Source organism: Burkholderia sp. MSMB1459WGS, from assembly GCF_001534535.1.
In the GTDB taxonomy this organism is placed as follows: domain Bacteria; phylum Pseudomonadota; class Gammaproteobacteria; order Burkholderiales; family Burkholderiaceae; genus Burkholderia.
In genome coordinates, this window is the sequence record NZ_LPMU01000060.1 from 33,863 (window position 1) to 54,888 (window position 21,026).

19 protein-coding genes are annotated in these 21,026 nt (G+C 67.0%); 9 read left to right on the plus strand and 10 right to left on the minus strand.

All coding sequences use genetic code 11. From position 1 onward, the window contains the following. Window positions 1-91: 91 nt before the first annotated feature. From WT97_RS22510 to mnmC, 7 genes are all read right to left on the minus strand, one after another. A complete protein-coding gene (locus WT97_RS22510; protein WP_060032217.1) occupies window positions 92-622 on the minus strand; it encodes an SET domain-containing protein in 531 nt (176 codons plus the stop codon). A 177-nt stretch (window positions 623-799) separates the two neighbouring features. Continuing rightward, a complete protein-coding gene (locus tag WT97_RS22515) occupies window positions 800-1,912 on the minus strand; it encodes an NADH:flavin oxidoreductase/NADH oxidase (RefSeq protein WP_060032214.1) in 1,113 nt (370 codons plus the stop codon). 212 nt (window positions 1,913-2,124) lie between these two features. Beyond that, a complete protein-coding gene (locus WT97_RS22520) occupies window positions 2,125-2,835 on the minus strand; it encodes a glutamine amidotransferase (RefSeq protein WP_060354480.1) in 711 nt (236 codons plus the stop codon). A gap of 28 nt (window positions 2,836-2,863) precedes the next feature. Further along, window positions 2,864-3,502 carry a MarR family winged helix-turn-helix transcriptional regulator gene (locus tag WT97_RS22525; RefSeq protein WP_059503130.1) on the minus strand — a complete coding sequence of 213 codons (639 nt, stop codon included), beginning with the start codon at window positions 3,500-3,502 and terminating at the stop codon, window positions 2,864-2,866. A 507-nt stretch (window positions 3,503-4,009) separates the two neighbouring features. Next, entirely contained in the window at window positions 4,010-5,125 is a 1,116-nt protein-coding gene (locus tag WT97_RS22530; protein WP_006490006.1) for a YbdK family carboxylate-amine ligase, read from the minus strand. 14 nt (window positions 5,126-5,139) lie between these two features. Then, the gene (locus WT97_RS22535; protein WP_034209665.1) at window positions 5,140-6,354 is read right to left on the minus strand and encodes a cation:proton antiporter; all 1,215 of its coding nucleotides are present in this window, start codon (window positions 6,352-6,354) and stop codon (window positions 5,140-5,142) included. 668 nt (window positions 6,355-7,022) lie between these two features. Continuing rightward, window positions 7,023-8,954: a bifunctional tRNA (5-methylaminomethyl-2-thiouridine)(34)-methyltransferase MnmD/FAD-dependent 5-carboxymethylaminomethyl-2-thiouridine(34) oxidoreductase MnmC gene (gene mnmC, locus WT97_RS22540; RefSeq protein WP_060354465.1), complete on the minus strand. Its 1,932-nt coding sequence runs from the start codon at window positions 8,952-8,954 to the stop codon at window positions 7,023-7,025. A 388-nt stretch (window positions 8,955-9,342) separates the two neighbouring features. Here mnmC and WT97_RS22545 point away from each other — a divergent pair, with 388 nt between their 5' ends. Beyond that, on the plus strand, window positions 9,343-9,621 hold the full coding sequence (locus WT97_RS22545; RefSeq protein WP_006401505.1) for an HU family DNA-binding protein: 279 nt from the start codon (window positions 9,343-9,345) through the stop codon (window positions 9,619-9,621). Between the two features lie 131 nt (window positions 9,622-9,752). On the opposite strand, the gene WT97_RS22550 is transcribed toward WT97_RS22545, so the two are convergent. Next, window positions 9,753-11,063 carry a GTP-binding protein gene (locus WT97_RS22550; protein WP_059503385.1) on the minus strand — a complete coding sequence of 437 codons (1,311 nt, stop codon included), beginning with the start codon at window positions 11,061-11,063 and terminating at the stop codon, window positions 9,753-9,755. A 158-nt stretch (window positions 11,064-11,221) separates the two neighbouring features. Then, on the minus strand, window positions 11,222-11,707 hold the full coding sequence (locus WT97_RS22555; RefSeq protein WP_059503127.1) for a lytic transglycosylase domain-containing protein: 486 nt from the start codon (window positions 11,705-11,707) through the stop codon (window positions 11,222-11,224). Between the two features lie 380 nt (window positions 11,708-12,087). On the opposite strand from WT97_RS22555, the gene gspD reads away from it, so the two are divergent. Genes gspD through gspF form a run of 3 tightly spaced genes read left to right on the plus strand, consistent with a single transcriptional unit; the run spans window position 12,088 to window position 17,148 of the window. Continuing rightward, a complete protein-coding gene (gene gspD / locus WT97_RS22560) occupies window positions 12,088-14,430 on the plus strand; it encodes a type II secretion system secretin GspD (RefSeq protein ID WP_060258270.1) in 2,343 nt (780 codons plus the stop codon). A 5-nt stretch (window positions 14,431-14,435) separates the two neighbouring features. Further along, complete coding sequence (gspE, locus tag WT97_RS22565; RefSeq protein WP_306453340.1) at window positions 14,436-15,926, plus strand: type II secretion system ATPase GspE; 1,491 nt, start codon at window positions 14,436-14,438, stop codon at window positions 15,924-15,926. A 4-nt stretch (window positions 15,927-15,930) separates the two neighbouring features. Beyond that, window positions 15,931-17,148, plus strand: a complete 1,218-nt coding sequence (gspF, locus tag WT97_RS22570; protein ID WP_034209670.1) for a type II secretion system inner membrane protein GspF — start codon at window positions 15,931-15,933, stop codon at window positions 17,146-17,148. Window positions 17,149-17,179: 31 nt separating this feature from the next. On the opposite strand, the gene WT97_RS22575 is transcribed toward gspF, so the two are convergent. After that, the gene (locus WT97_RS22575) at window positions 17,180-17,590 is read right to left on the minus strand and encodes a type II secretion system protein N (RefSeq protein WP_059503123.1); all 411 of its coding nucleotides are present in this window, start codon (window positions 17,588-17,590) and stop codon (window positions 17,180-17,182) included. 176 nt (window positions 17,591-17,766) lie between these two features. Here WT97_RS22575 and gspG point away from each other — a divergent pair, with 176 nt between their 5' ends. The 5 genes from gspG to gspK are packed head-to-tail and all read left to right on the plus strand — an operon-like array spanning window position 17,767 to window position 21,020. Beyond that, window positions 17,767-18,219 (plus strand): type II secretion system major pseudopilin GspG, encoded by a 453-nt coding sequence (gene gspG, locus WT97_RS22580; protein ID WP_027783126.1) that lies wholly within the window; start codon window positions 17,767-17,769, stop codon window positions 18,217-18,219. 39 nt (window positions 18,220-18,258) lie between these two features. Further along, a complete protein-coding gene (locus tag WT97_RS22585) occupies window positions 18,259-18,828 on the plus strand; it encodes a GspH/FimT family pseudopilin (protein WP_034209672.1) in 570 nt (189 codons plus the stop codon). Then, entirely contained in the window at window positions 18,825-19,232 is a 408-nt protein-coding gene (gene gspI, locus WT97_RS22590) for a type II secretion system minor pseudopilin GspI (RefSeq protein ID WP_082751473.1), read from the plus strand. The genes WT97_RS22585 and gspI overlap by 4 nt, the downstream gene beginning before the upstream one ends. Further along, a complete protein-coding gene (locus tag WT97_RS22595; RefSeq protein ID WP_095211794.1) occupies window positions 19,210-19,908 on the plus strand; it encodes a type II secretion system protein J in 699 nt (232 codons plus the stop codon). The genes gspI and WT97_RS22595 overlap by 23 nt, the downstream gene beginning before the upstream one ends. Window positions 19,909-19,910: 2 nt before the next feature. Continuing rightward, window positions 19,911-21,020: a type II secretion system minor pseudopilin GspK gene (gene gspK, locus WT97_RS22600; protein WP_059503380.1), complete on the plus strand. Its 1,110-nt coding sequence runs from the start codon at window positions 19,911-19,913 to the stop codon at window positions 21,018-21,020. Window positions 21,021-21,026 lie beyond the last annotated feature (6 nt).

Here is a 21,026-nt window from a genome sequence, read left to right on the forward strand (position 1 = left end):
GCCGGAGAAGGAAATCGAACGACGGCCCGCTACGACGCGCCACCCGTCGGCCGAAACGACAGCGGCAGCGCGAAATGCGCTGCCGCCTGCATCACTTCCGGTTCTTCTTGTCCTTCGAACCGGACGCGGATTTGCCGTCCTTCTTGTCCTTCTTCTTTTTCTTCTTCCCGCTTTCGTCGGACGTCGCGAGCAACGTGCCGCGGCACGACTCCGCACCGCAGTGGCACGCGTATTCGCGCTTGAGCTTCTTCGTCAGCTTCGCGTCGATCACGAGGCCGTAGTCGTAGAACAGTTCCTCTTCCGGGCCGATGTCGCGCAGCGCGTGGATGAATACGCGGCCCTTGACCTCCTCGGCTTCGCAGTTCGGCGCGCACGAATGGTTGATCCAGCGCGCGCTGTTGCCGTCGATCTTGCCGTCGATCACGCCGCCTTCGTCGAGTGCGAAGTAGAACGTATGATTCGGCTCGCTCGGGTCGTGCGGATGACGGCGCAGCGCTTCCTTCCACGAGATTCGCTCGCCCTTGTATTCCACTACGCGCTCGCCGGCCTTGATCGGCGCCACGGCGAACACGCCCTTGCCGTGTACTCCCGAGCGGCGCACCGCGATCCTGCGTGAACTCATCGAACGAATCCTTGTGAAGACGACTTGAATGGAAGCGACCGCGAACGCGGCCGGGCGCCGCGCCAAACGAAAACGCGGCACCGGTCGGTGCCGCGTCGGGGCATGCGGCGAATCACCCGCATCCTACACGTTCACGATTGCTTCGTTCAACATCGCGCGCAATATTGCGCGATGGGCTCAGCGCTGGCCGAATGCGACGTCGCCGAACAGCGCCTTGTGCTCGCGCGGTTGCGAGCGCCAGTATTGCGGCGGCGCCGTCACCTGCGCGCCGAGTTCGGCCGCCGCGTGCCACGGCCAGCGCGGGTCGTACAGCATCGCACGCGCCATCGCGACGAGATCGGCATCGCCGGCCTCGATCAGCCGGTCCGCATGCCCGGGTTCGTTGATCAGGCCGACCGCGATCGTCGGCATGCCGACCGCCCGCTTCACGGCCTGCGCGAACGGCACCTGGTAACCGGGCGACAGCGGAATCTTCTGGAGCGGCGACACGCCGCCGGACGACACGTCGATCCAGTCGCAGCCGCGGCGCTTCAGTTCGTGCGCAAACGCGATCGTATCGTCGAGCTCCCAGCCGCCTTCGACCCAGTCGGTCGCGGACACGCGCACGCCGACCGGCCGGTCTTCCGGAAACGCGGCGCGCACGATCTCGAAGATCTCGAGCGGAAACCGCATCCGGTTTTCGCGCGAGCCGCCGTATTCGTCGGTGCGCCGGTTCGCGAGCGGAGACAGGAACTGATGCAGCAAGTAGCCGTGCGCGGCATGCACTTCGATCGCATCGATGCCGAGCCGAGCAGCCCGCCTGGCCGACGCCGCGAAGGCTTCCCGGATACGGTTCAGGCCCGCGGCATCGAGTGCGAGCGGCGGCGTCTCGCCGTCCTTGTGCGGCACGGCCGACGGCCCGTGCGGCAACCAGCCGCCGTCGGCGACCGGCACGAGCTGGCCGCCTTCCCACGGCGCCGCGCTCGACGCCTTGCGCCCCGCATGCGACAACTGCATCGCGACGCGAACCGGCGAATGCTTGCGGATCGCGGCCAGCACCGGCTTCAGCGCGGCTTCGGTCACGTCGTCCCACAGGCCGAGGTCGCCATGCGTGATGCGCCCGTCGGGTTCCACGGCGGTCGCTTCGATGCACAGCAGCCCCGCGCCCGACAGCGCGAGATGGCCGAGGTGAATCATGTGCCAGTCGGTCGCTTCGCCGCGTTCGGCCGAGTACTGGCACATCGGGGAAATCACGATCCGGTTCGGAAGGGTCACGCCGCGCAGCGTGAACGGGGAAAACAGCGCAGTCATGGAAGCCGCTCGCCAGGAAAGGGAAAGAGCGGACGAGCGTAGCACGCACGCCCGAAGCGTGCAGACGGCGCGAACGACAGTAAGCGGATGGTCAGGTACGGCCGGCCGGGATGCCGGCGGTGCGCGGAATGTGCGGTGTACGGCGATGCGCCGGCCCCACAACGGATGCAGGCCGGCTCCGACCGTTGCAGCGGACGGGACTGCCCGCGACGTCAGAGCCCGACGCTGCCGAGCCACTCCGCGAACATGCGCCGTGCAGCCGTCTCGAGCGCGGGGCCGTGCTGCGCGGTATCGGCACGCAACTGGCGCGCGTCGACGCCGGGCGTCGCGGCGATTTCGCCGGCGTTTGCGATCAGCCACGGTTCGAAGCGATCGGCACGGATCTCGGGATGACATTGCAACGCCAGCACGTGCTGCCCCCATGCGAATGCCTGGTGGCGGCAGGCCGGCGTCGACGCGAGATGGATCGCACCGCCCGGCAGGTCGAACGTATCGCCATGCCAGTGCAGCATCGACGTCGTCGCGCCGTCGAGATGGCGCAACGGCGACGCGCGGCCGGCATCGGTGAGCGTCAGCGGCGCCCAGCCGAGTTCGTGCCGGGCGGCCGGATAGACGCGCGCCCCGAGCGCCCGCGCGATGAACTGCGCGCCGAGGCAGATGCCGAGGATCGGCAGCCCCGCGTCGATGCGCTGGCGCACGAGCGCCAGCAGCGGCGCGATCGTCGGATACTGCGCATCGTCGTACACGCTGAGCGGCCCGCCGAGCACGACGAGCAGCGACGGCTCGAGCACGTCGAGCACCTCGACCCGCGACGATCCGACATCGACATAGCGCACCCGTCGACCGCGTTCGCCGAGCACCTGCTCGAAGCTCCCGAGATCCTCGAAATGCACGTGGCGGATCGCCACGACTTCAGCGTTCATCATCGGCCTCCCGGTCGATCGACGGACGTCAGCCAGCGAAAATCTTCCAGGTCTTCTTCTGCGTCGCCGCGTCGGCTTCTTCCTGCACCGGGCAGTCGAGACGCAGATCGCTGTCGGACATCGAGATGTCGAGCGCCGCGCAGTGATGCACGGTCTTCTTCGACAGCTTGCCCGGCTGGAAATGCGTGCACGTGAGGCACATGCGTTGCGGCGGCGTCGCGCCGGCCACCTGCAGCTCGCGCAGCGTCTTCAGCAGCGCGCGATACAGCGTGCCCTGCTCGTCCGCGCCGAGCTTGCCCACCGCTTTCGTCAGGAATTCAGGCCATTGCAGCGCCTTCTTCGCGGCCGTGCGGCCACGCGCCGACAGGCGCACGGCCAGTGCCCGGCCGTCGTCCAGCGCACGGCGCTTCTCGACGAGCCCCTTCGTCTCGAGCGTGCTGACCGCATCGCTCGTCGTGGCCGCGGTGAGCTGCGTCTCGCGCGCGATCTCGCCGAGCCGCATCGGGCCCTTGCGCTGCAACAGCAGCACGAGAATCTCGCCCTGCGTCGGCGTGAGGCCAGCGCCTTCCGCCCAATCCCATGCCTCGCTCCGCATGGCCGTGCTCAACCGCAGCAGGCTGTGGGTCACACGTCCCGCAGCCTGGTTCCCGTAAACGCCTTCGCTCATAGTCTTTTCGCTTTGCCGCCGCCCGGTTGGCCGAGCGGCCGTAGTGTGGAGATCGAATCCCGTCTCAAAACAGACGCACTCTTTCGAGTGCGTCAGCACGGCCGTCGCGAGGCACACGCGGCGGTCGCGTTCGCGGCGACCGGAGAGACACGCATCGTTTCCGGTGTCCGCAAAGCCGACATTCTAAGCGAGAGCGGAAAATCGCACAGCTAAGTTATCCCCTGCACTCTGTGGAAAATCGCTGGATAACCGCAATTTTTCGTTGTGCGCGCAATGTCACGAGCCCGCGAAGCGGGGCGCGCCGGTATTTTCCTGTTCGGATCGGCCACCGGCCGCACGTTGATGATCCACCGGGTTATCCCGCCCGCAGAGCGTTGACTTTGCAGTGGAATATCAGGTTATCCACAGATTTTCAGGACGACTGGCGACGCGTTCGGCCGGACGCGGCGGCGAGCGCCATTCAGCGAATCGCGCCGCGGTCGATCCCGCAATCTGCAAAACATTTTTTCACTCGCGCCAACGTAAGCACTGCTGCCGGACCGTCTCGTTCAGCGATTTTTCCTGTTTGAAAACGGTTCTCAACCACGATGCGTCGTTCACGCGCGCCTTCGCGAGCGCACCGATCTCGTCGAGCGCCGCGCGCGAACCGAGCGCAGCCGCATGCGGCGCGATTCGGTCGAGCGTGTCGAGGATGTCTTCCGCGATCGTGCGGCGCTCGCCCGTCTGAGGATTCACGCAGGTGCCTTCGAGCCCGAAACGGCACGCTTCGAAACGGTTGAACGTGTAGACGAGGTAATCGTCCTCCGACAGCTTCAGCGGCCGGTCGGTCAGCAGGTAGCGTGCGAGCGTCTGGATGTAGCAGGCGATCGCCGCCGCGCGGTCGACCGACAGCGGCGTGTCCATCACGCGCACCTCGATCGTGCCGTAGCCGGGCTTCGGCCGGATATCCCAGTAGAAGTCCTTCATCGAATTGACGACGCCCGTGTTCACCATCTTCGTGAAGTACTCCTCGAAGCTGTCCCAGGTCAGCACGAACGGTGCGCGACCCGACAGCGGGAACGCGAACACCGAATTCAGGCGTGCCGAATGGAAGCCCGTATCGACGTTCTGCACGAATGGCGACGACGCGGACAGCGCGATGAAGTGCGGAATGAAGCGCGACATCGAGTGCAGCAGGAACAGCGCGCTGTCGGGATCGGGGCAACCGATGTGCACGTGCTGGCCGAACACGGTGAACTGCTTCGCGAGATAGCCGTACAGCTCGGAGATGTACTGGAAGCGCGGCGCATCGTAGATCTGCCGGTCGCTCCATTGCTGGAACGCATGCGTGCCGCCGCCGGCCAGCCCGACGTTGAGCTGGTCGGCTGCCTTCACGAGCACGTCGCGGATCGCATGCAGCTCGCTGACGGCCTGCTCGTGCGAATGGCAGATGCCGGTCGACAGCTCGATCATGCTTTCGGTGATTTCCGGCGTGATGTTGCCCGGAAAGGTCTCGCCCTGGATCAGGCGCATCAGGTCGGATGCCGCTTTGGTCAGGTCGTAATTGTGCGTATTGACGACCTGGATCTCCAGTTCGACGCCGAACGTGAACGGTTCGGAATTGACGAAGGTTTCGAGTGCCATGGCAGGTTCCGGAATCAGTTGCCGTCGCTGCGTTCGCCGACCGCCGACAGGCAGCGGTAGACGACGAACGGGCTGACGAGCTGCAGGATCACGATCGAGCACATCACGATCGCGCGCAGGTGCGGGTCGAAATTCGGGTAGAGCTGGTAGGTGTCGTCGACGAGCAGGTACGACAGCGCGGACATCGGCGTGAGCGCGATGCCGAGTGCGACGCCCTGCTTCATCCCGAGACCGCTCGGCTTCGCGAACGCGACGACGCCGGCCAGCTTCGCGGCGAGCCGCGTGACGATCAGCACGATCGCGAGCAACCCGCCGAGCGCGATGTCGCCCCACGTGAACGACGTGAGCGTCAGCACGAACAGCACCACCGTCAGCAGCCAGCCGGCCGTGCCGAAATGCTCGGGCCACAGTTGCGGCCGCGCTTCGAGGTTCTTCACGATGATGCCGGCGAGCAGCAGCGTGAGCAGCGTCGACAGCTTCAACGCCTGCGCGACGGCAATCGCGAGCATCACGAGCCCGAACAGCGCGACGAACGAATGCTCGTCGCGCATCGTCGCGGTCATGTGACGGAACAGGTAATTGCACGAACGCGCGACGAGATACGCGACGATGAAAGAACCGGCGAGCAGGTAAAGCGGTTGCAGGATCGTCGCGAAAACGTTGCCGTACGCTTCCTGGTGCAGCCAGCTCGTCACGAGCTTGGTCAGCACGATCGCGTACACGCTGTTCAGCGCGGTGAGCGTGATGAGGCGTTGCGACACCTGCCCTTCCGCGCGCAGTTCGGTCTTGAGCTGGATCACCATCGACGGCGACGTCGCGATCGCGATCGCCGACAGCACCAGCGCGACCATCCCCGATACGCCGAGCGCGAGCATCACGAACAGTACGAGCACGAACGTGAGCGTGGCTTCCGCGAGGCTCGACGCGACGAGCCACGGATTGCGCCGAATCCAGCGCAGGTCGAGGCGGCTGCCGAGTTCGAACAGCAGCAGGCCGAGCGCGACGTCCATCAGCAGCCGCGAGGTTTCGTCGGTGCTCGCGTCGATCACGCCGAATCCGAACGAACCGGCGATCAGGCCGATTACGGCATAGCCGGTGATGCGCGGCAGACGCCAAGCGCGATAGCACAGCTCGCCGCACAGGCCGGCGGCGAACAGCGCGAGCCCGGCCCAGAACACGGCATCCGGCGCGAGTGGCCAGTTGGGCAGGAATGAGAACGCCGACTTCATCGTGGTGACTTCTCCTTTGGAAGCAACCGCCAGCGACACGGGTCAAGCGACAGGAATGGATGCGCGCCGGCTGGGTATTGCCCCGAATGTGATTGTTGTGCTCGACGACGGCGGTACATGGGATCCGCCTGTTCCGCCACAGGGTGGAACGTCGTTCAGGTTGCCGATCTGGATTGTCGGCCTGGTGTGTGAACGGACTGGCGGACTCGAAGATTCAGATTCGAAATCATGCCGACCGTTCCATTGAAGCATGTCCGGCGCCTGGCCGAACGAACGCGAAGGAAACCGATTGTGCCACAGCTTTTTCGCTCCGGAACCGACCGAATCGACTCGCGGCGCTGTGCGGCACCACAGGTCTTTGGTTTCAAAGGTTTACTTGTATATATACGTAGTAGAAGTTAACAAAGGACGCACAGTTCTGTGGATAACTCCGGTTTACGCTGCCGGATCAAGGCGTTGGCGAAACCATAACCGGTTGCACAGGCTGTTCGTGCACAGACGTTTGAGTTGAGCAACTTTCGGGCCGCTTCACAGCTGTGCGGAGTTGCCCAGTTTACGTCCACTGTGATTGCACACGAAGTACGCGCGGATTCCGCGTGGTTATCCACAGCATTGCGTGGATAACCTTGCGCGGGAAAATCGGGAAACTGTGAGAAAGGCGCGGCCGATCAGCCCGTCGAGCCGACGCGGCGTGCGCGCAGCGCGCGGATCAGGAAACGGGCGGGATCGACCGCGTCGGCGAGTTCGCGCTCGAGCGGCCACGGCTCGCCTTCGAGTTGCGAGGCGATCAGCTCGGCGCCGAGCGCAGCCCACACGAGGCCGCGCGAACCGAAGCCGAATGCGCCGTAGAGGCCGGGCAGGCGCGGCAGGTCGCGCGCCTGCGCACCGCCGAGCGCGCGTGCGTTCGCGGTGGCCTGCGCTTCGTCGGCGAGCGGGCCGAGGAGCGGCAGGCGGTCGCCGACCACCCAGCGCAACGCCACGCGCCCGCGCAGCGTGGCGGGGTCCGGCAGGTCGCCGATCAGGCCCGGCAGCAGGTGCCGCACGCGCTCGAGGTTTTCGACGTGGCCGGCCGTACGCATCGCGGGATCGGTGTCGTCGGGCTCGAACGTTGCGCCGATCAGCAGCGTGCCGTCGGCGAGCGGGACCGCGTAACCGTCGCCGATCGTCGGGCACGGCAGCGGCGCCGTCGTGCCCGGTGGCAGCAGCGTGAGCTGGCCGCGCACCGGCTGCAGCGCGACATGCCGCAGCCCGGCAAGACGCGCGGCGTCGCCCGCGTTCGCGAGCACGACGACGGGCGCATCGGCTAGCGTGGCGCCGGTATCGTCGAGCGCATGCCAGGTGTCGCCCCGTCGTTCGAGCCGCGCGACGCAGGTGGACGCAAGCAGGCGCACGCGCTCGCCCGCCGCCGCATATTGCGCGGCGCACAGCCCGGCCGGCCAGACGGCGCCGCCGTGCGGAAACAGCAGGCCGCCATGCTCGACCGGCAGATTCAGGTGCGCGCGCGCGGCATCGGCATCGAGCAGGGCTGCGTAGTCCGACGGCGCGCCGAACGCATCGAACGCGTCGCGCATCCGCGCGAAATCGTCGGCCGATTCGGCGAGATGGATCATCCCGTGCGTGCTGCGCGCGAACGCATGCCCTGCGCGTTCGAGGGCGTGCCAGCGTGCAATCGCGTGCAGGAAGCCGCCGCGCGTGAGCCGGCTCGCGACGTTGTCGTCGCGCGTCATCAACGGATGAAAAACCCCGGCTGGGTTGCCTGACGCTTCGCTGGCGATCCGTTCGTGCCGCTCGATCAGCGTGACGTCCCAGCCGCGTGCAGCCAGGCGTTCGACCACTGCGCAGCCGGCGAGGCCCGCACCGATCACGATCGCCCGGCGCGCTGCAACGGTCAGTGCCCGCGGCGGCTCGTGTCGGCGCGCGCGCCAGCGCGGCGCATATTCGCCGACGAGACGATCGTCGACTTCGCGGAACGTGAAACCTGTTTCGCCGAGCGCGTGTTTCACGTCGGCGGACTTTGCATGGGTCGCAAACGTCGCGTGTTCGCCGGCGATTTTCGCGAGTGCGCGGATTCCGTCGGCCGATGCCGCGGCGCCGTCGAGAAAAAACGCATCGGCGCGCGCGACGAGCTTCTTCGACAGGTCGATCGCATCGCCGAACGCGAGCGTGAGCACCACGCGTCCTTCGTCGAATTCGAGCCGGTGCAGGCCCGGCACGAGGATCGGCCATGCATCGATCAATGCATCGGCGTCCGCCGATATGGTTGTGTCTGCAACCATATGCGAAACCGCTCGACGCAGGTCGTCGCGCGAGAACGGGTGCGGCTCGAGCGCGACGACATGCAGCCGTTCGCAGCGCGCAGGATCGTCGCGCCACGCGGCCCAGGCCGCAAGGAAGCCGGCGCCCGCGCCGAATTCGGTCGTGACGATCGTGAACGTTCGACGGCGCTGCCAGCGCGCGGGCAGCCCGTTGCCCGCGACGAATGCGCGATGCGCGTGCGCGAGCGTGCCGGATGCGCCGCGATGAAGCTCGCCGAACTCGGGCGAGACGAGCGTGCCGTCGTCGCGAAGCGCGAGCGTGGCGTAAACAAGTCGGTCGGGCATGCGAAACAAAAAACGTGGCAGCCAAGCCTGGCAAGGGATTGCGGGAGGCCGTCCGACCGGCCGTTGGAAAAGGGCAACGGGGCGACGAACGGGCGGACCACGCTGCGTATCCTGTCCGGTTGGCGCAGGTCAAAAAACGGGCAATCGACGATTCATTCGGCGAAATACCGATGAAAATCTTTGAAACCCTTGTCGTTATTGGGTTTGCGCTGCGCTATCATAGCAACGCCGTACCGCGGGGTGGCCGCCGGCAAGCCGGAGGGCGCGTCGCGCGGGCCAGGATTCGGCGCTGTGTCGTCGGAGTCTGACTCTCGACGGCACGGTTCGCGCACGTATAATCGGCGCGTTCGCGCTGTTCGTGTCAACCTAACCTGATAAAGGAACCTTAATGAACAAACAGGAACTGATCGACGCCGTCGCCGCCCAAACGGGCGCCAGCAAGGCTCAAACCGGCGAAACGCTGGACACGCTGCTCGAAGTCATCAAGAAGGCCGTGTCGAAGGGTGATGCGGTTCAGCTGATCGGCTTCGGCAGCTTCGGTTCGGGCAAGCGCGCAGCACGTACGGGCCGCAACCCGAAGACGGGCGAAACCATCAAGATCCCGGCAGCCAAGACGGTCAAGTTCACGGCCGGCAAGGCGTTCAAGGACGCCGTCAACAAGCGTTAAACCCGCGCCTGTTCCAGAAAAAAACCCGCCTCTCGGCGGGTTTTTTGTTGGGCGCGCGCGGCATTTTCGCCACAGTCTGCGTCGCTCTTGCAAAAATTAACGGTTATTTTTACGAGCTGTTACCACGCGCTTCACGCGTGCACGATTTGTGTGTCGCCGTGATCGTCGTCGTGCGAATCGACGTCCCACGCCGGGAACGGATCGTCGAACGCCGCCCATCCCGTCGCGCCGAGCGCGAACTCCGCATCGGTCAGCAGGCACGCGTCGAGTTTCGCGCGCCACGCGTCGGCGTCGAGTGCGATGCCGATCAGCACGAGTTCCTGTCGGCGATCGCCGACCGTGCGATCGTCGAGATCGCCCAGCCATTCGGCGCGGATTTCGGCGAGCAGCTCGTCGTCGTCCGGCCATTCCGCGCGATCCTGCGCCGCCCACCACGAACCGGCCGGCCCGTGCCGGCATACGCCGCCCGCCTGCGACAGCGAACCCGCGATGTCGTTGCGCGTCGCGAGCCAGAAGAAACCCTTGCTGCGCAGCACGCCCGGCCACTCCTGATGCAGCAGCGCCCAGAGCCGTGCCGGGTGAAACGGCCGGCGCGCGCGGTAAACGAAATTGCCGATCCCGAATTCGTCGGCTTCGCCGTGCACGTGCGCATGATGGTCGTCCTGGCAGTCGGGATCGTCGCAATGCGCGTGATCGCGGTCGAGCGACGCGAGCCAGCCCGGCGCATTCGCGGCTTCGTCGAAATCGAAGCGGCCGGTGTTCAGCACTTCGTCGAGCGGCACGTTGCCGAACGTCGACACGACCTGGTGCGCGCGCGGATTGAGGCGCGCGAGGATGTGCTGCAGGCGCGCGAGATCGTCCGCGCCGACCAGGTCGGCCTTGTTGATCACCAGCACGTCGCAGAATTCGATCTGCTCGATCAGCAGCTCGACGAGCGTGCGGTCGTCGTCTTCCGACGCGGCGATGCCGCGCGTCGCGAGCGCGTCGTCGGAGCCGTAGTCGCGCAGGAAGTTGTACGCGTCGACCACGGTGACGAGCGTGTCGAGCCGCGCGATGGCCGACAGCGACGTGCCGTCGTCGTCGACGAACGTGAACGTTTCGGCGATCGGCATCGGCTCCGCGATACCGGTCGATTCGATCATGATCGCGTCGAAGCGGCCTTCGGACGCGAGGTTGCGGATCTCGACGAGCAGGTCGTCGCGCAGCGTGCAACAGATGCAGCCGTTCGACATTTCGACGAGGCGTTCCTCGACGTGCGACAGCGCCTGCGCATCGCGCACGAGCGACGCGTCGATGTTGACCGCCGCGAGATCGTTGACGATCACCGCGACTTTCAGGCCCGCGCGGTTCGCGAGGACGTGGTTGAGCAGCGTGGTCTTGCCGGCGCCGAGGAAGCCGGACAGCACGGTGACGGGCAACGGCTGTTTCATTGCCGGATTCATGATGATATGCACCAACGGAAAAGATGAAAAAGCGGCCGCAGCGCCCTGCCGGGGCGCGATCGGCCCGCACGCGGACGAAACGGCGGCGTCAGCCCGCATTGTGCATCAAACGCGCGCTGGCCGGCCGGCGCGGCGTCAGCCGGCGATGCCGCGCGGCATCACTGCGCGGCCGGAGCAGCCTGAGTGGCCTGAGCGGTCTGCGTGGGCGGCAGCAACTTCCATTGCGTCAGGATGCCGGCGATCTGCCGCGCGTATTTGTCGCGCAGCGACGGCGTTTCCGAATGATAGGCGCCGACCGCCTGCCACGTGTTGCCGTAGCGGTTCATCTTCTGTCTGAGATGCCACGCGGCGATGTACACGTTCTTGCACGGTTCCATCAGCGTGTCGCGGCCGATCCCGTAGCGCGACAGTGTCGGCAGGTGGATCGAATTGATCTGCATCAGGCCGTAGTCGACCGAGCCGTTCGTATTCTTGTTCAGCGCATCGGGCCGGTTGCGCGACTCCTGCCACGCGATCGCGCGCAGGATCAACGGATTGACCTGCTGGTATTTGGCCGCTTCGTCGAAACAATCCGCGCGTGCGTTGCCGCTGGCGAACCATGCGCCGGCGGCGATCAACGCGATCGAAGCGAACCGTTTGTCCATCGTGCGGAAACGAAAAGGAATTGCGCGGAGCTCGGGGAAAACCCGTGGCCGTTATTCGTGCGACGAGAAACGCGCCGCCCGTATCATACCGGCAGACCGCCGGATTGCGTCAGGCAGGAATACGACAGGCCGGTTATACCGCATTTCCGTGTCGGTTCATCGCGAAATGGAAGCGACGGCGGAGGCGACGGCCGGCATGCGGAGTGTGACATCGATCCTTACATATTGCATACGGTTCGCCGGATACATGTCGTATGTGAGACAGTCTTCGGATCAATGTGATATTTCGGACATGAAAAACTGCTAATGTCGCCTCTTTCGGACCTGGATCCCAGCACTACCGCCGGAAGTGGCCTGAGCCGGCATCGACCCATTCATCCATGACAAGAAATCGCTTCGTTATGCGGCGTATCGCCACGACCCTGCTCGTGGCCGGCATCATCGTCTCGCAGGCCGCCTATGCTCAGGTCACGCTCAACTTCGTGAATGCGGATATCGACCAGGTCGCGAAAGCGATCGGCGCCGCGACCGGCAAGACCATCATCGTCGACCCCCGCGTGAAGGGGCAGCTCAATCTCGTGGCCGAACGGCCGGTGCCGGAAGACCAGGCGTTGAAGACGCTGCAGTCCGCGCTGCGCATGCAGGGCTTCGCGCTCGTGCAGGATCACGGCGTGCTGAAGGTCGTGCCGGAAGCCGACGCGAAGCTGCAGGGCGTGCCGACCTATGTCGGCAATGCGCCGCAGGCACGCGGCGATCAGGTGATCACGCAGGTGTTCGAGCTGCACAACGAATCGGCGAACAACCTGCTGCCCGTGCTGCGGCCGCTGATCTCGCCGAACAACACGGTGACGGCCTACCCGGCGAACAACACGATCGTCGTGACCGACTATGCGGACAACGTGCGCCGCATCGCGCAGATCATCGCGGGCGTCGATAGCGCCGCGGGCGCGCAGGTGCAGGTCGTGCCGCTGCGCAACGCGAACGCGATCGACCTCGCCGCGCAGCTGCAGAAGATGCTCGACCCGGGCGCGATCGGCAACAGCGACGCGACGCTGAAGGTATCGGTCACGGCCGACCCGCGCACCAACTCGCTGATGCTGCGCGCATCGAGCGCATCGCGCCTCGCGGCCGCGAAGCGCCTCGTGCAGCAGCTCGACGCACCGAGCGCGGTGCCCGGCAACATGCACGTCGTGCCGCTGCGCAACGCCGATGCGGTCAAGCTCGCGAAGACGCTGCGCGGGATGCTCGGCAAGGGCGGCAACGACAGCGGCTCGTCGGCTTCGTCCAACGATGCGAACAGCTTCAACCAGAACGGCGGCTCGTCGTCGAGCGGCAACTTCTCGACCGGCACGTCGGGCACCCCGCCGCTGCCGTCGGGCGGCCTCGGCGGTTCGTCGTCTTCGTCTGCGTACGGCGGCGGCTCGTCCGGCGGTGGCGGGCTCGGCACGGGCGGCCTGCTCGGCGGCGACAAGGACAAGAGCGACGACAACCAGCCGGGCGGGATGATCCAGGCCGACTCGGCCACCAACTCGCTGATCATCACCGCGTCCGATCCGGTTTACCGGAACCTGCGCTCGGTGATCGACCAGCTCGACGCACGGCGTGCGCAGGTCTATATCGAAGCGCTGATCGTCGAGCTGAATTCGAATACGTCCGGCAACCTCGGCATCCAGTGGCAGGTGGCGAGCGGCCAGTTCCTCGGCGGCACGAACCTGAATCCGTCGGGCGGCCTGGGCAACAGCATCGTCAACCTGACGGCCGGCGGTTTGACCAATGCCGCTGGCGGGATCACCGGCGGCGGGCTTGCCGCCAATCTCGGACAGTTGTCGCAAGGGCTCAACATCGGCTGGCTGCACAACATGTTCGGCGTGCAGGGGCTCGGCGCGCTGCTGCAGTATTTCGCGGGCGTGAGCGACGCGAACGTGCTGTCGACGCCGAACCTGATCACGCTCGACAACGAGGAAGCGAAGATCGTCGTCGGCCAGAACGTGCCGATCGCGACCGGTTCGTATTCGAACCTGACGAGCGGCACGACGAGCAATGCGTTCAATACGTATGACCGTCGCGACGTCGGCCTGACGTTGCACGTGAAGCCGCAGATCACCGACGGCGGGATCCTGAAGCTGCAGCTCTACACGGAGGATTCGGCGGTCGTCAGCGGCACCACGAACGCGCAGACCGGCCCGACCTTCACGAAGCGCTCGATCCAGTCGACGATCCTGGCCGACAACGGCGAGATCATCGTGCTCGGCGGCCTGATGCAGGACAACTACCAGGTGTCGAACAGCAAGGTGCCGCTGCTCGGCGACATCCCATGGATCGGCCAGTTGTTCCGCTCCGAAACGAAGCTGCGTCAGAAGACCAACCTGATGGTATTCCTGCGCCCGGTGATCATCTCCGATCGCAGTACCGCGCAGGAAGTGACGGCCAACCGCTACGACTACATCCAGGGCGTGACGGGCGCATACAAGTCGGACAACAACGTGATGCGCGACAAGGACGATCCGGTCGTCCCGCCGATGCCGATTGGCCCGAGCCAAGGCGGCACGGCCGCGGGGAACCTGTTCGATCTCGACAAGATGCGTCGCCAGCAGTTGCAGCGCCAGGTGGCGCCGGTGCCGGCCCAGCCGTTGCCGGAGGCGACGCCCGCGCAGCCGCAGAGCGTGCCGCAGCAGGCGGTGCCGCAACAGCCGCTGACCACCGCGCCGGGAGCCTCGCAGTGAGCGACGTGCTCGCGTCTTCCACTCACGACGGCGCGCCGGGCGAACGCCAGCCGCCGTCGCCGCTCGCCGCGCGCCTGCTGCCGTACGGCTTCGCGAAGAGCGGCCAGGTGCTGATCGCGCATCAGCTCGACGATACGCTCGAGGTGTGGATCAGCGAACGCACGAGCGACGCCGCGCTCGCGGAAATCGCGCGCAACTTCGGCTCGATCGCCGTGCATCGCGTGCCGGCCGACGAGCTCGCGCAGGCGATCAACCAGGCCTATGCGCGCCAGGACGGCAGCGCCGCGCAGGTGGTCGGCGAGGTCGAAGGCGAAGTCGACCTGTCGCGGCTGATGCAGGACATCCCCGAGGTCGAGGATCTGCTCGAATCGGAAGACGACGCGCCGATCATCCGGATGATCAACGCGCTGCTCACGCAAGCGGCGCGCGAACAGGCGTCGGACATTCACATCGAGCCGTTCGAGAACGCGTCGGTCGTGCGCTTTCGCGTCGACGGCACGCTGCGCGACGTCGTGCGCCCGAAGAAGGCGCTGCACGGCGCGCTGATCTCGCGGATCAAGATCATGGCGCAGCTCGACATCGCGGAGAAGCGCCTGCCGCAGGACGGCCGCATCACGCTGCGCGTCGGCGGCCGGCCAGTCGACGTGCGCGTGTCGACGCTGCCGACCGGGCACGGCGAGCGCGCGGTGCTGCGTCTGCTGGAAAAGGATGCGCAGCGCCTGAACCTCGAAGCGCTCGGGATGGGCCGCGACACGCTCGTGCAGTTCGACAAGCTGATCGCGCGCCCGCACGGCATCGTGCTCGTCACCGGCCCGACCGGTTCGGGCAAGACGACCACGCTGTACGCGTCGATGTCGCGGCTCGAAACCGCGACGACCAACATCATGACCGTCGAGGACCCGATCGAATACGACCTGTCCGGCATCGGCCAGACGCAGGTGAACGAGCGGATCGGGATGACCTTTGCCCGCGCGCTGCGCTCGATCCTGCGCCAGGACCCGGACGTGATCATGATCGGCGAAATCCGCGACCTCGAAACCGCGCAGATCGCGGTGCAGGCGTCGCTGACGGGCCACCTCGTGCTCGCGACGCTGCACACGAACGATGCGGCGTCCGCCGTCACGCGCCTGACCGACATGGGTGTCGAGCCGTACCTGCTCGCGTCGTCGCTGCTCGGCGTGCTCGCGCAGCGCCTCGTGCGCCAGCTCTGCCCGGTCTGCAAGGAAGAGCGGCACGAGGACGGCCGCACCGTGTGGCATCCGGTCGGCTGCGACAAGTGCGGGCATTCGGGCTACGCGGGCCGGCGCGGCGTCTACGAACTGCTGCTGGTCGACGAGTCGATCCGCACGCTGATTCACCGCAACGCGGCCGATGCCGAGATCCTGGCCGCCGGCCGCGCGCAAGGCATGCGCACGCTGCGCGACGACGCGGAGCGCTGGCTCGCGGCCGGCGCGACGTCGCTCGAGGAAGTGCTGCGCGTGACGGGAGGCGCATAGCGCGATGCCGGCATTCCGTTTCGAAGCGATCGATGCAGCGGGACGCGCGCAGAAAGGCGTCATCGATGCCGACAGTGCGCGCAGCGCGCGCGGCCAGTTGCGCACGCAGGGGCTCACCCCGCTCGTCGTCGAGCCGGCCGCGAGCGCGACGCGCGGCGCGCGCTCGCAGCGGCTCGCGTTCGGCCGCAAGCTGTCGCAGCGCGAACAGGCGATCCTCACGCGCCAGCTCGCGAGCCTGCTGATTGCGGGGCTGCCGCTCGACGAGGCGCTCGGCGTGCTGACCGAGCAGGCCGAGCGCGACTACATCCGCGAACTGATGGCCGCGATCCGCGCGGAAGTGCTCGGCGGCCATTCGCTCGCGAATGCGCTGGGTCAGCATCCGCGCGATTTTCCGGAAATCTATCGCGCGCTGGTCGCGGCCGGCGAGCACACCGGCAAGCTCGGCATCGTGCTGTCGCGCCTTGCCGACTACATCGAGCAGAGCAATGCGCTGAAGCAGAAGATCCTGCTGGCGTTCACGTATCCGGGCATCGTCACGCTGATCGCGTTCGGCATCGTCACGTTCCTGCTGAGCTACGTCGTGCCGCAGGTCGTCAACGTGTTCGCGAGCACGAAGCAGCAGCTGCCGATCCTCACGGTCGTGATGATGGCGCTGTCGGAATTCGTGCGGCACTGGTGGTGGGCGATCCTGATCGCGGTCGCGCTCGTCGTGTGGTTCGTGAAGGCGACGCTGTCGCGCGCCGGGCCCCGGCTCGCATTCGATCGCTGGGTGCTGACCGCGCCGCTCGCGGGCAAGCTCGTGCGCGGCTACAACACGGTGCGCTTCGCGAGCACGCTCGGCATTCTCACCGCGGCCGGCGTGCCGATCCTGCGCGCGTTGCAGGCGGCCGGCGAGACGCTGTCGAATCGCGCGATGCGCGCGAACATCGACGACGCGATCGTGCGCGTGCGCGAAGGCTCCGCGCTGTCGCGCGCGCTGAACAACGTGAAGACGTTTCCACCGGTGCTCGTGCACCTGATTCGTTCGGGCGAAGCGACGGGCGACGTGACGACGATGCTGGATCGCGCGGCCGAAGGCGAAGCGCGCGAGCTGGAGCGCCGCACGATGTTCCTGACGAGCCTGCTGGAGCCGCTGTTGATCCTCGCGATGGGCGGCATCGTGCTCGTGATCGTGCTGGCCGTGATGCTGCCGATCATCGAGCTGAACAACATGGTGCAGTGACGCGGCGGCCCGCTTGCCGGGCCGCCGCCGTTCAGCGCATGTAGATCGCGGGGGACGGCGTGTTGGCCGGGAGCTGGATTTCGGCGCGGGCGCCGTTGCGGTCGACGATGATCGAGCGCGGGCGCACTTCGGCGAGCTTCGCGCCGGGCGTGACTTCCGCGCCGAGCGACACGGCGCGCGGCGGTTCGCCGCCGATGCCGACGATCGCCGCGCCGCCGTGATCGAGCGCGAGAATGCCGAACAGGTGGATGTCCTGGACGGGATTCTTGTCGAGCTGGCCGCCGAAGAGCGCGGCGGCGTCCTCGGTGCGGATCGGCAGCCGCGCGGCGGCGGCGGGCAGCGGCGCTTCGCGGGCCGACAGCGTGACGACCCAGTAGGTGGCCGTCGCGCACAAACCCGCGAAGAGGGCGAGGGATAGGATCCGGATCGAGAGCGCGTTCATGCGCGCTATTGTACGGATGTATATGAAATTTGCGTTGGGTGAAAGCCCTCGGCGATGCGCGCCTTACAATGCGTGCTCCGCGTCCGCCGGTCCGGAAGGTTGCTGTCAGGCGACCGTCCGGTGCGCCGGGTGCGTCACTCAATCGACGACATTTTTTTGGAAAGAGGTAGTCAGTCATGCAAACGTGGATCACTCGCCGCAACGCGGCCGTGCGTCGTCAGCGCGGTTTCACGCTGATCGAGATCATGGTGGTGGTCGCGATCCTCGGGATCCTGGCGGCGCTGATCGTGCCGAAGATCATGAGCCGTCCGGACGAGGCGCGCCGCATCGCCGCGAAGCAGGACATCGGCACGATCATGCAGGCGCTCAAGCTGTACCGTCTGGACAACGGTCGCTATCCGACCCAGGAGCAGGGCCTGAACGCGCTGATCCAGAAGCCGACCACCGATCCGATCCCGAACAACTGGAAGGACGGCGGCTATCTCGAGCGCCTGCCGAACGATCCGTGGGGCAATGGGTACAAGTACCTGAACCCGGGCGTGCACGGCGAGATCGACGTGTTCAGCTACGGCGCCGACGGCAAGGAAGGCGGAGAGAGCAACGACTCCGACATCGGCTCGTGGCAATAAGCCGGCGCTGATCGACCCGACGTTTCATTCCCGCTCTTCATGCTCGCCATTCGCACGACCTCCCGCTGCGGCCGCGATCGCCGTGTGCGTCGCGGTGCGGTGCCGTCCGTACCGGCAGGCGCCGATGGCGGCTTGACGAAGCGCCGCGCGGCGCGGCGTCGCGCGCGCGGCTTCACGCTGCTCGAAATGCTGGTCGTGCTCGTGATCGCGGGGCTGCTCGTGTCGCTCGCGTCGCTGTCGCTGACGCGCAATCCGCGCACCGACCTGCGCGAGGAAGCGCAGCGCATCGCGCTGCTGTTCGAGACGGCCGGCGACGAAGCGCAGGTGCGCGCGCGGCCGATCGCGTGGCAGCCGACCGCGCACGGTTTCCGTTTCGACGTGAGCTCGCCCGACGGCTGGCGCACGCTGCGCGACGACCTGCTGCGCCCGCGCGACTGGGACGGCGGTGTCACCGGCGCCGACATCGATTACCCGGGCTCGGACACGCACGCGAATCGCGTCGTGTTCGGCACCGAGAGCATCGACACGCCGGTGCGCGTGACGCTGCATTCGGCCGCCGGCAGCGCGACGATCGTCGGCACCGGCAACGGCCGCTACGAGGTGCAATGACGATGCGTCGTCGCCTGCCCTCCCCCGTTGCTTCATCCCGCGGCTTCACGATGATCGAGGTGCTGATCGCGCTCGCGATCATCGCGGTCGCGCTCGCCGCGTCGATCCGCGCGGTCGGCACGATGGCGACCAACGCGTCCGACCTGCATCGCCGGCTGCTCGCCGGCTGGAGCGCCGACAACGCGCTCGCGCAGTTGCGGCTCACGCATGCGTGGCCGGAGGTCGGCGAACAGAGTTTCGACTGCTCGCAAGGCAACGTGCAGCTCGTCTGCACGCAGCGCGTGAGCACCACGCCGAACCCGGTGTTCCGGCGCGTGCGGATTTCGGTGAGCATGCCCGGTCGCGCCGGCGTGCTCGCGCAGATGGTGACGGTGGTCGCGAATGAAACCAGCCGTCCGCTCTGACGCGCCGATGCGCCGCCTGTCCGCTCCCCCGGCCCGGCCCGCCCGCGGCTTCACGCTGATCGAGCTGATGATCGCGATCGCGATTCTCGCGGTGGTCGCGATCCTCGCGTGGCGCGGGCTCGACCAGATCATGCGCGGCCGCGACAAGGTCGCGTCCGCGATGGAAGACGAGCGCGTGTTCGCGCAGATGTTCGACCAGATGCGCATCGACGCACGGCTCGCCGCCACCGACGACGAGGCTGGCCAGCCGGCGATCGGCGTCGCCGGCAATACGCTGCAGATCGTGCGCGAACTCGACGTGCCGGGCGTCGCGCCGCGGCTGCAGGTGGTCCGCTACCGGATCGCCGGCGGCCGGGTCGTGCGCTATGCATCGCCGCCGATCGACGACACGAACCGGTTGCGCACCCTGCTGAAGGACAGCAGCGTCGAAGGCTGGAGCTGGGTCGCGCTGATGGGCGGCGTCGGCGCGATCGACGCGAAGCTGTACGTGCCGCGCGTGGGCTGGACCACCAACCTGCAGACGGCCGACGAAGCGCTCGCGCAGAACAACGACGCGCTCAAGGTGCCGCAGATCGGCAACGCACCGCCCGCGCGTGCGGTGACCGGGCTGCAGGTCAGCATCGGCGCGACGTCGCTGCGCGTGCCGGTCACGCGCATCTTCCTCGTCGGGGAATGACGATGCGTGCGCGCCCTGCCCGCCGAATGCCCGCCCGCCGCCAGCGCGGCGCCGCGATCATCACCGCGCTGCTCGTGGTCGCGCTGTCGGCGATCCTCGTGTCGGGGATGCTGTGGCGCCAGCAGGTGCAGATCCGCCGCATCGAGAACCAGCGCACGATCGCGCAGGCGCAGTGGGTCGCGCGCGGCGCGCTCGACTGGACCCGGATGATCCTGCGCTCCGAAGGCGATACGGCGCCCGGCATCACGTATCTCGGCGGGATCTGGGGCGTGCCGATCGCGAAGACGAAACTGTCGGATTTCCTCGGCCGGATCGGCTCGCCCAACGATGGCGGCGGCGAAGACACCTATATCTCCGGCTCGATCGAGGACGCGCAGGCGAAGTTCAACCTGCGCAACCTCGTGTCGTCGCCGGCGCCCGGCGTGCTGCAGTTGAACGTCACGCAGATGCAGGCGTTCCAGCGCCTGCTGACGACGCTCGGCTACGACAGCGCGTTCGCGAAGCGCATCGCGCTCCAGGTGCGCGCGGGCCTGCTGCATTCGGCCACGCGGTTCCAGATGCCGAACCTGCCCGGCGGCGGCGCGACCGCCGCGAATGCCGCGACCGCACCGGTGACGAGCGGCGACATGCAGGGCAGCGGCTTCACCGACGATCCCGGGATGGCCGGCGGGGACCGCGGGCCCGCGCCGCTGATGATGACGCGCGTGGACAGCCTGCTCGACGTCGACGGCGTGACGCCCGAGATGGTCGCGCGGCTGCGCCCGTTCGTCACCGTGCTGCCGACCACGACGCCCGTGAACATGAACACCGCGCCGGCCGAAGTGATCGCGGCGCTGATGCCGGGCATGAGCGTGTCGTCCGCGCAGGCGCTCGTGTCGCGCCGCGAGACGGTGTTTTTCCGGAACGTCGGCGACGTGCAGCTCGCGCTGCGCGGCGCCGGCGCGCCGCCGAACGTGACGATCGACTCGAGCCTCGTCGACGTCAATTCGAGCTATTTCATCGTGCACGGCCGGATCCAGCACGAACGCGCGGAGGTCGACCGCACCTCGCTCGTGTATCGTGATCCGACCACGCACTCGACGCGGGTCGTGCGCATCCGCGACCAGCTATAACGACGC

Coding starts and splice junctions, on each gene's coding strand:
- WT97_RS22515 (WP_060032214.1), bottom strand. CDS start 1,912: ATGACTGCGCTGTTTTCCCCGTTCACGCTGCGCGGCGTGACCCTTCCG.
- mnmC (WP_060354465.1), bottom strand. CDS start 8,954: ATGCCCGACCGACTTGTTTACGCCACGCTCGCGCTTCGCGACGACGGC.
- WT97_RS22525 (WP_059503130.1), bottom strand. CDS start 3,502: ATGAGCGAAGGCGTTTACGGGAACCAGGCTGCGGGACGTGTGACCCAC.
- WT97_RS22535 (WP_034209665.1), bottom strand. CDS start 6,354: ATGAAGTCGGCGTTCTCATTCCTGCCCAACTGGCCACTCGCGCCGGAT.
- WT97_RS22550 (WP_059503385.1), bottom strand. CDS start 11,063: ATGAATCCGGCAATGAAACAGCCGTTGCCCGTCACCGTGCTGTCCGGC.
- WT97_RS22510 (WP_060032217.1), bottom strand. CDS start 622: ATGAGTTCACGCAGGATCGCGGTGCGCCGCTCGGGAGTACACGGCAAG.
- gspG (WP_027783126.1), top strand. CDS start 17,767: ATGCAAACGTGGATCACTCGCCGCAACGCGGCCGTGCGTCGTCAGCGC.
- WT97_RS22595 (WP_095211794.1), top strand. CDS start 19,210: ATGAAACCAGCCGTCCGCTCTGACGCGCCGATGCGCCGCCTGTCCGCT.
- WT97_RS22520 (WP_060354480.1), bottom strand. CDS start 2,835: ATGAACGCTGAAGTCGTGGCGATCCGCCACGTGCATTTCGAGGATCTC.
- gspD (WP_060258270.1), top strand. CDS start 12,088: ATGACAAGAAATCGCTTCGTTATGCGGCGTATCGCCACGACCCTGCTC.
- WT97_RS22555 (WP_059503127.1), bottom strand. CDS start 11,707: ATGGACAAACGGTTCGCTTCGATCGCGTTGATCGCCGCCGGCGCATGG.
- WT97_RS22585 (WP_034209672.1), top strand. CDS start 18,259: ATGCTCGCCATTCGCACGACCTCCCGCTGCGGCCGCGATCGCCGTGTG.
- gspF (WP_034209670.1), top strand. CDS start 15,931: ATGCCGGCATTCCGTTTCGAAGCGATCGATGCAGCGGGACGCGCGCAG.
- gspI (WP_082751473.1), top strand. CDS start 18,825: ATGACGATGCGTCGTCGCCTGCCCTCCCCCGTTGCTTCATCCCGCGGC.
- WT97_RS22575 (WP_059503123.1), bottom strand. CDS start 17,590: ATGAACGCGCTCTCGATCCGGATCCTATCCCTCGCCCTCTTCGCGGGT.
- gspK (WP_059503380.1), top strand. CDS start 19,911: ATGCGTGCGCGCCCTGCCCGCCGAATGCCCGCCCGCCGCCAGCGCGGC.
- WT97_RS22530 (WP_006490006.1), bottom strand. CDS start 5,125: ATGGCACTCGAAACCTTCGTCAATTCCGAACCGTTCACGTTCGGCGTC.
- WT97_RS22545 (WP_006401505.1), top strand. CDS start 9,343: ATGAACAAACAGGAACTGATCGACGCCGTCGCCGCCCAAACGGGCGCC.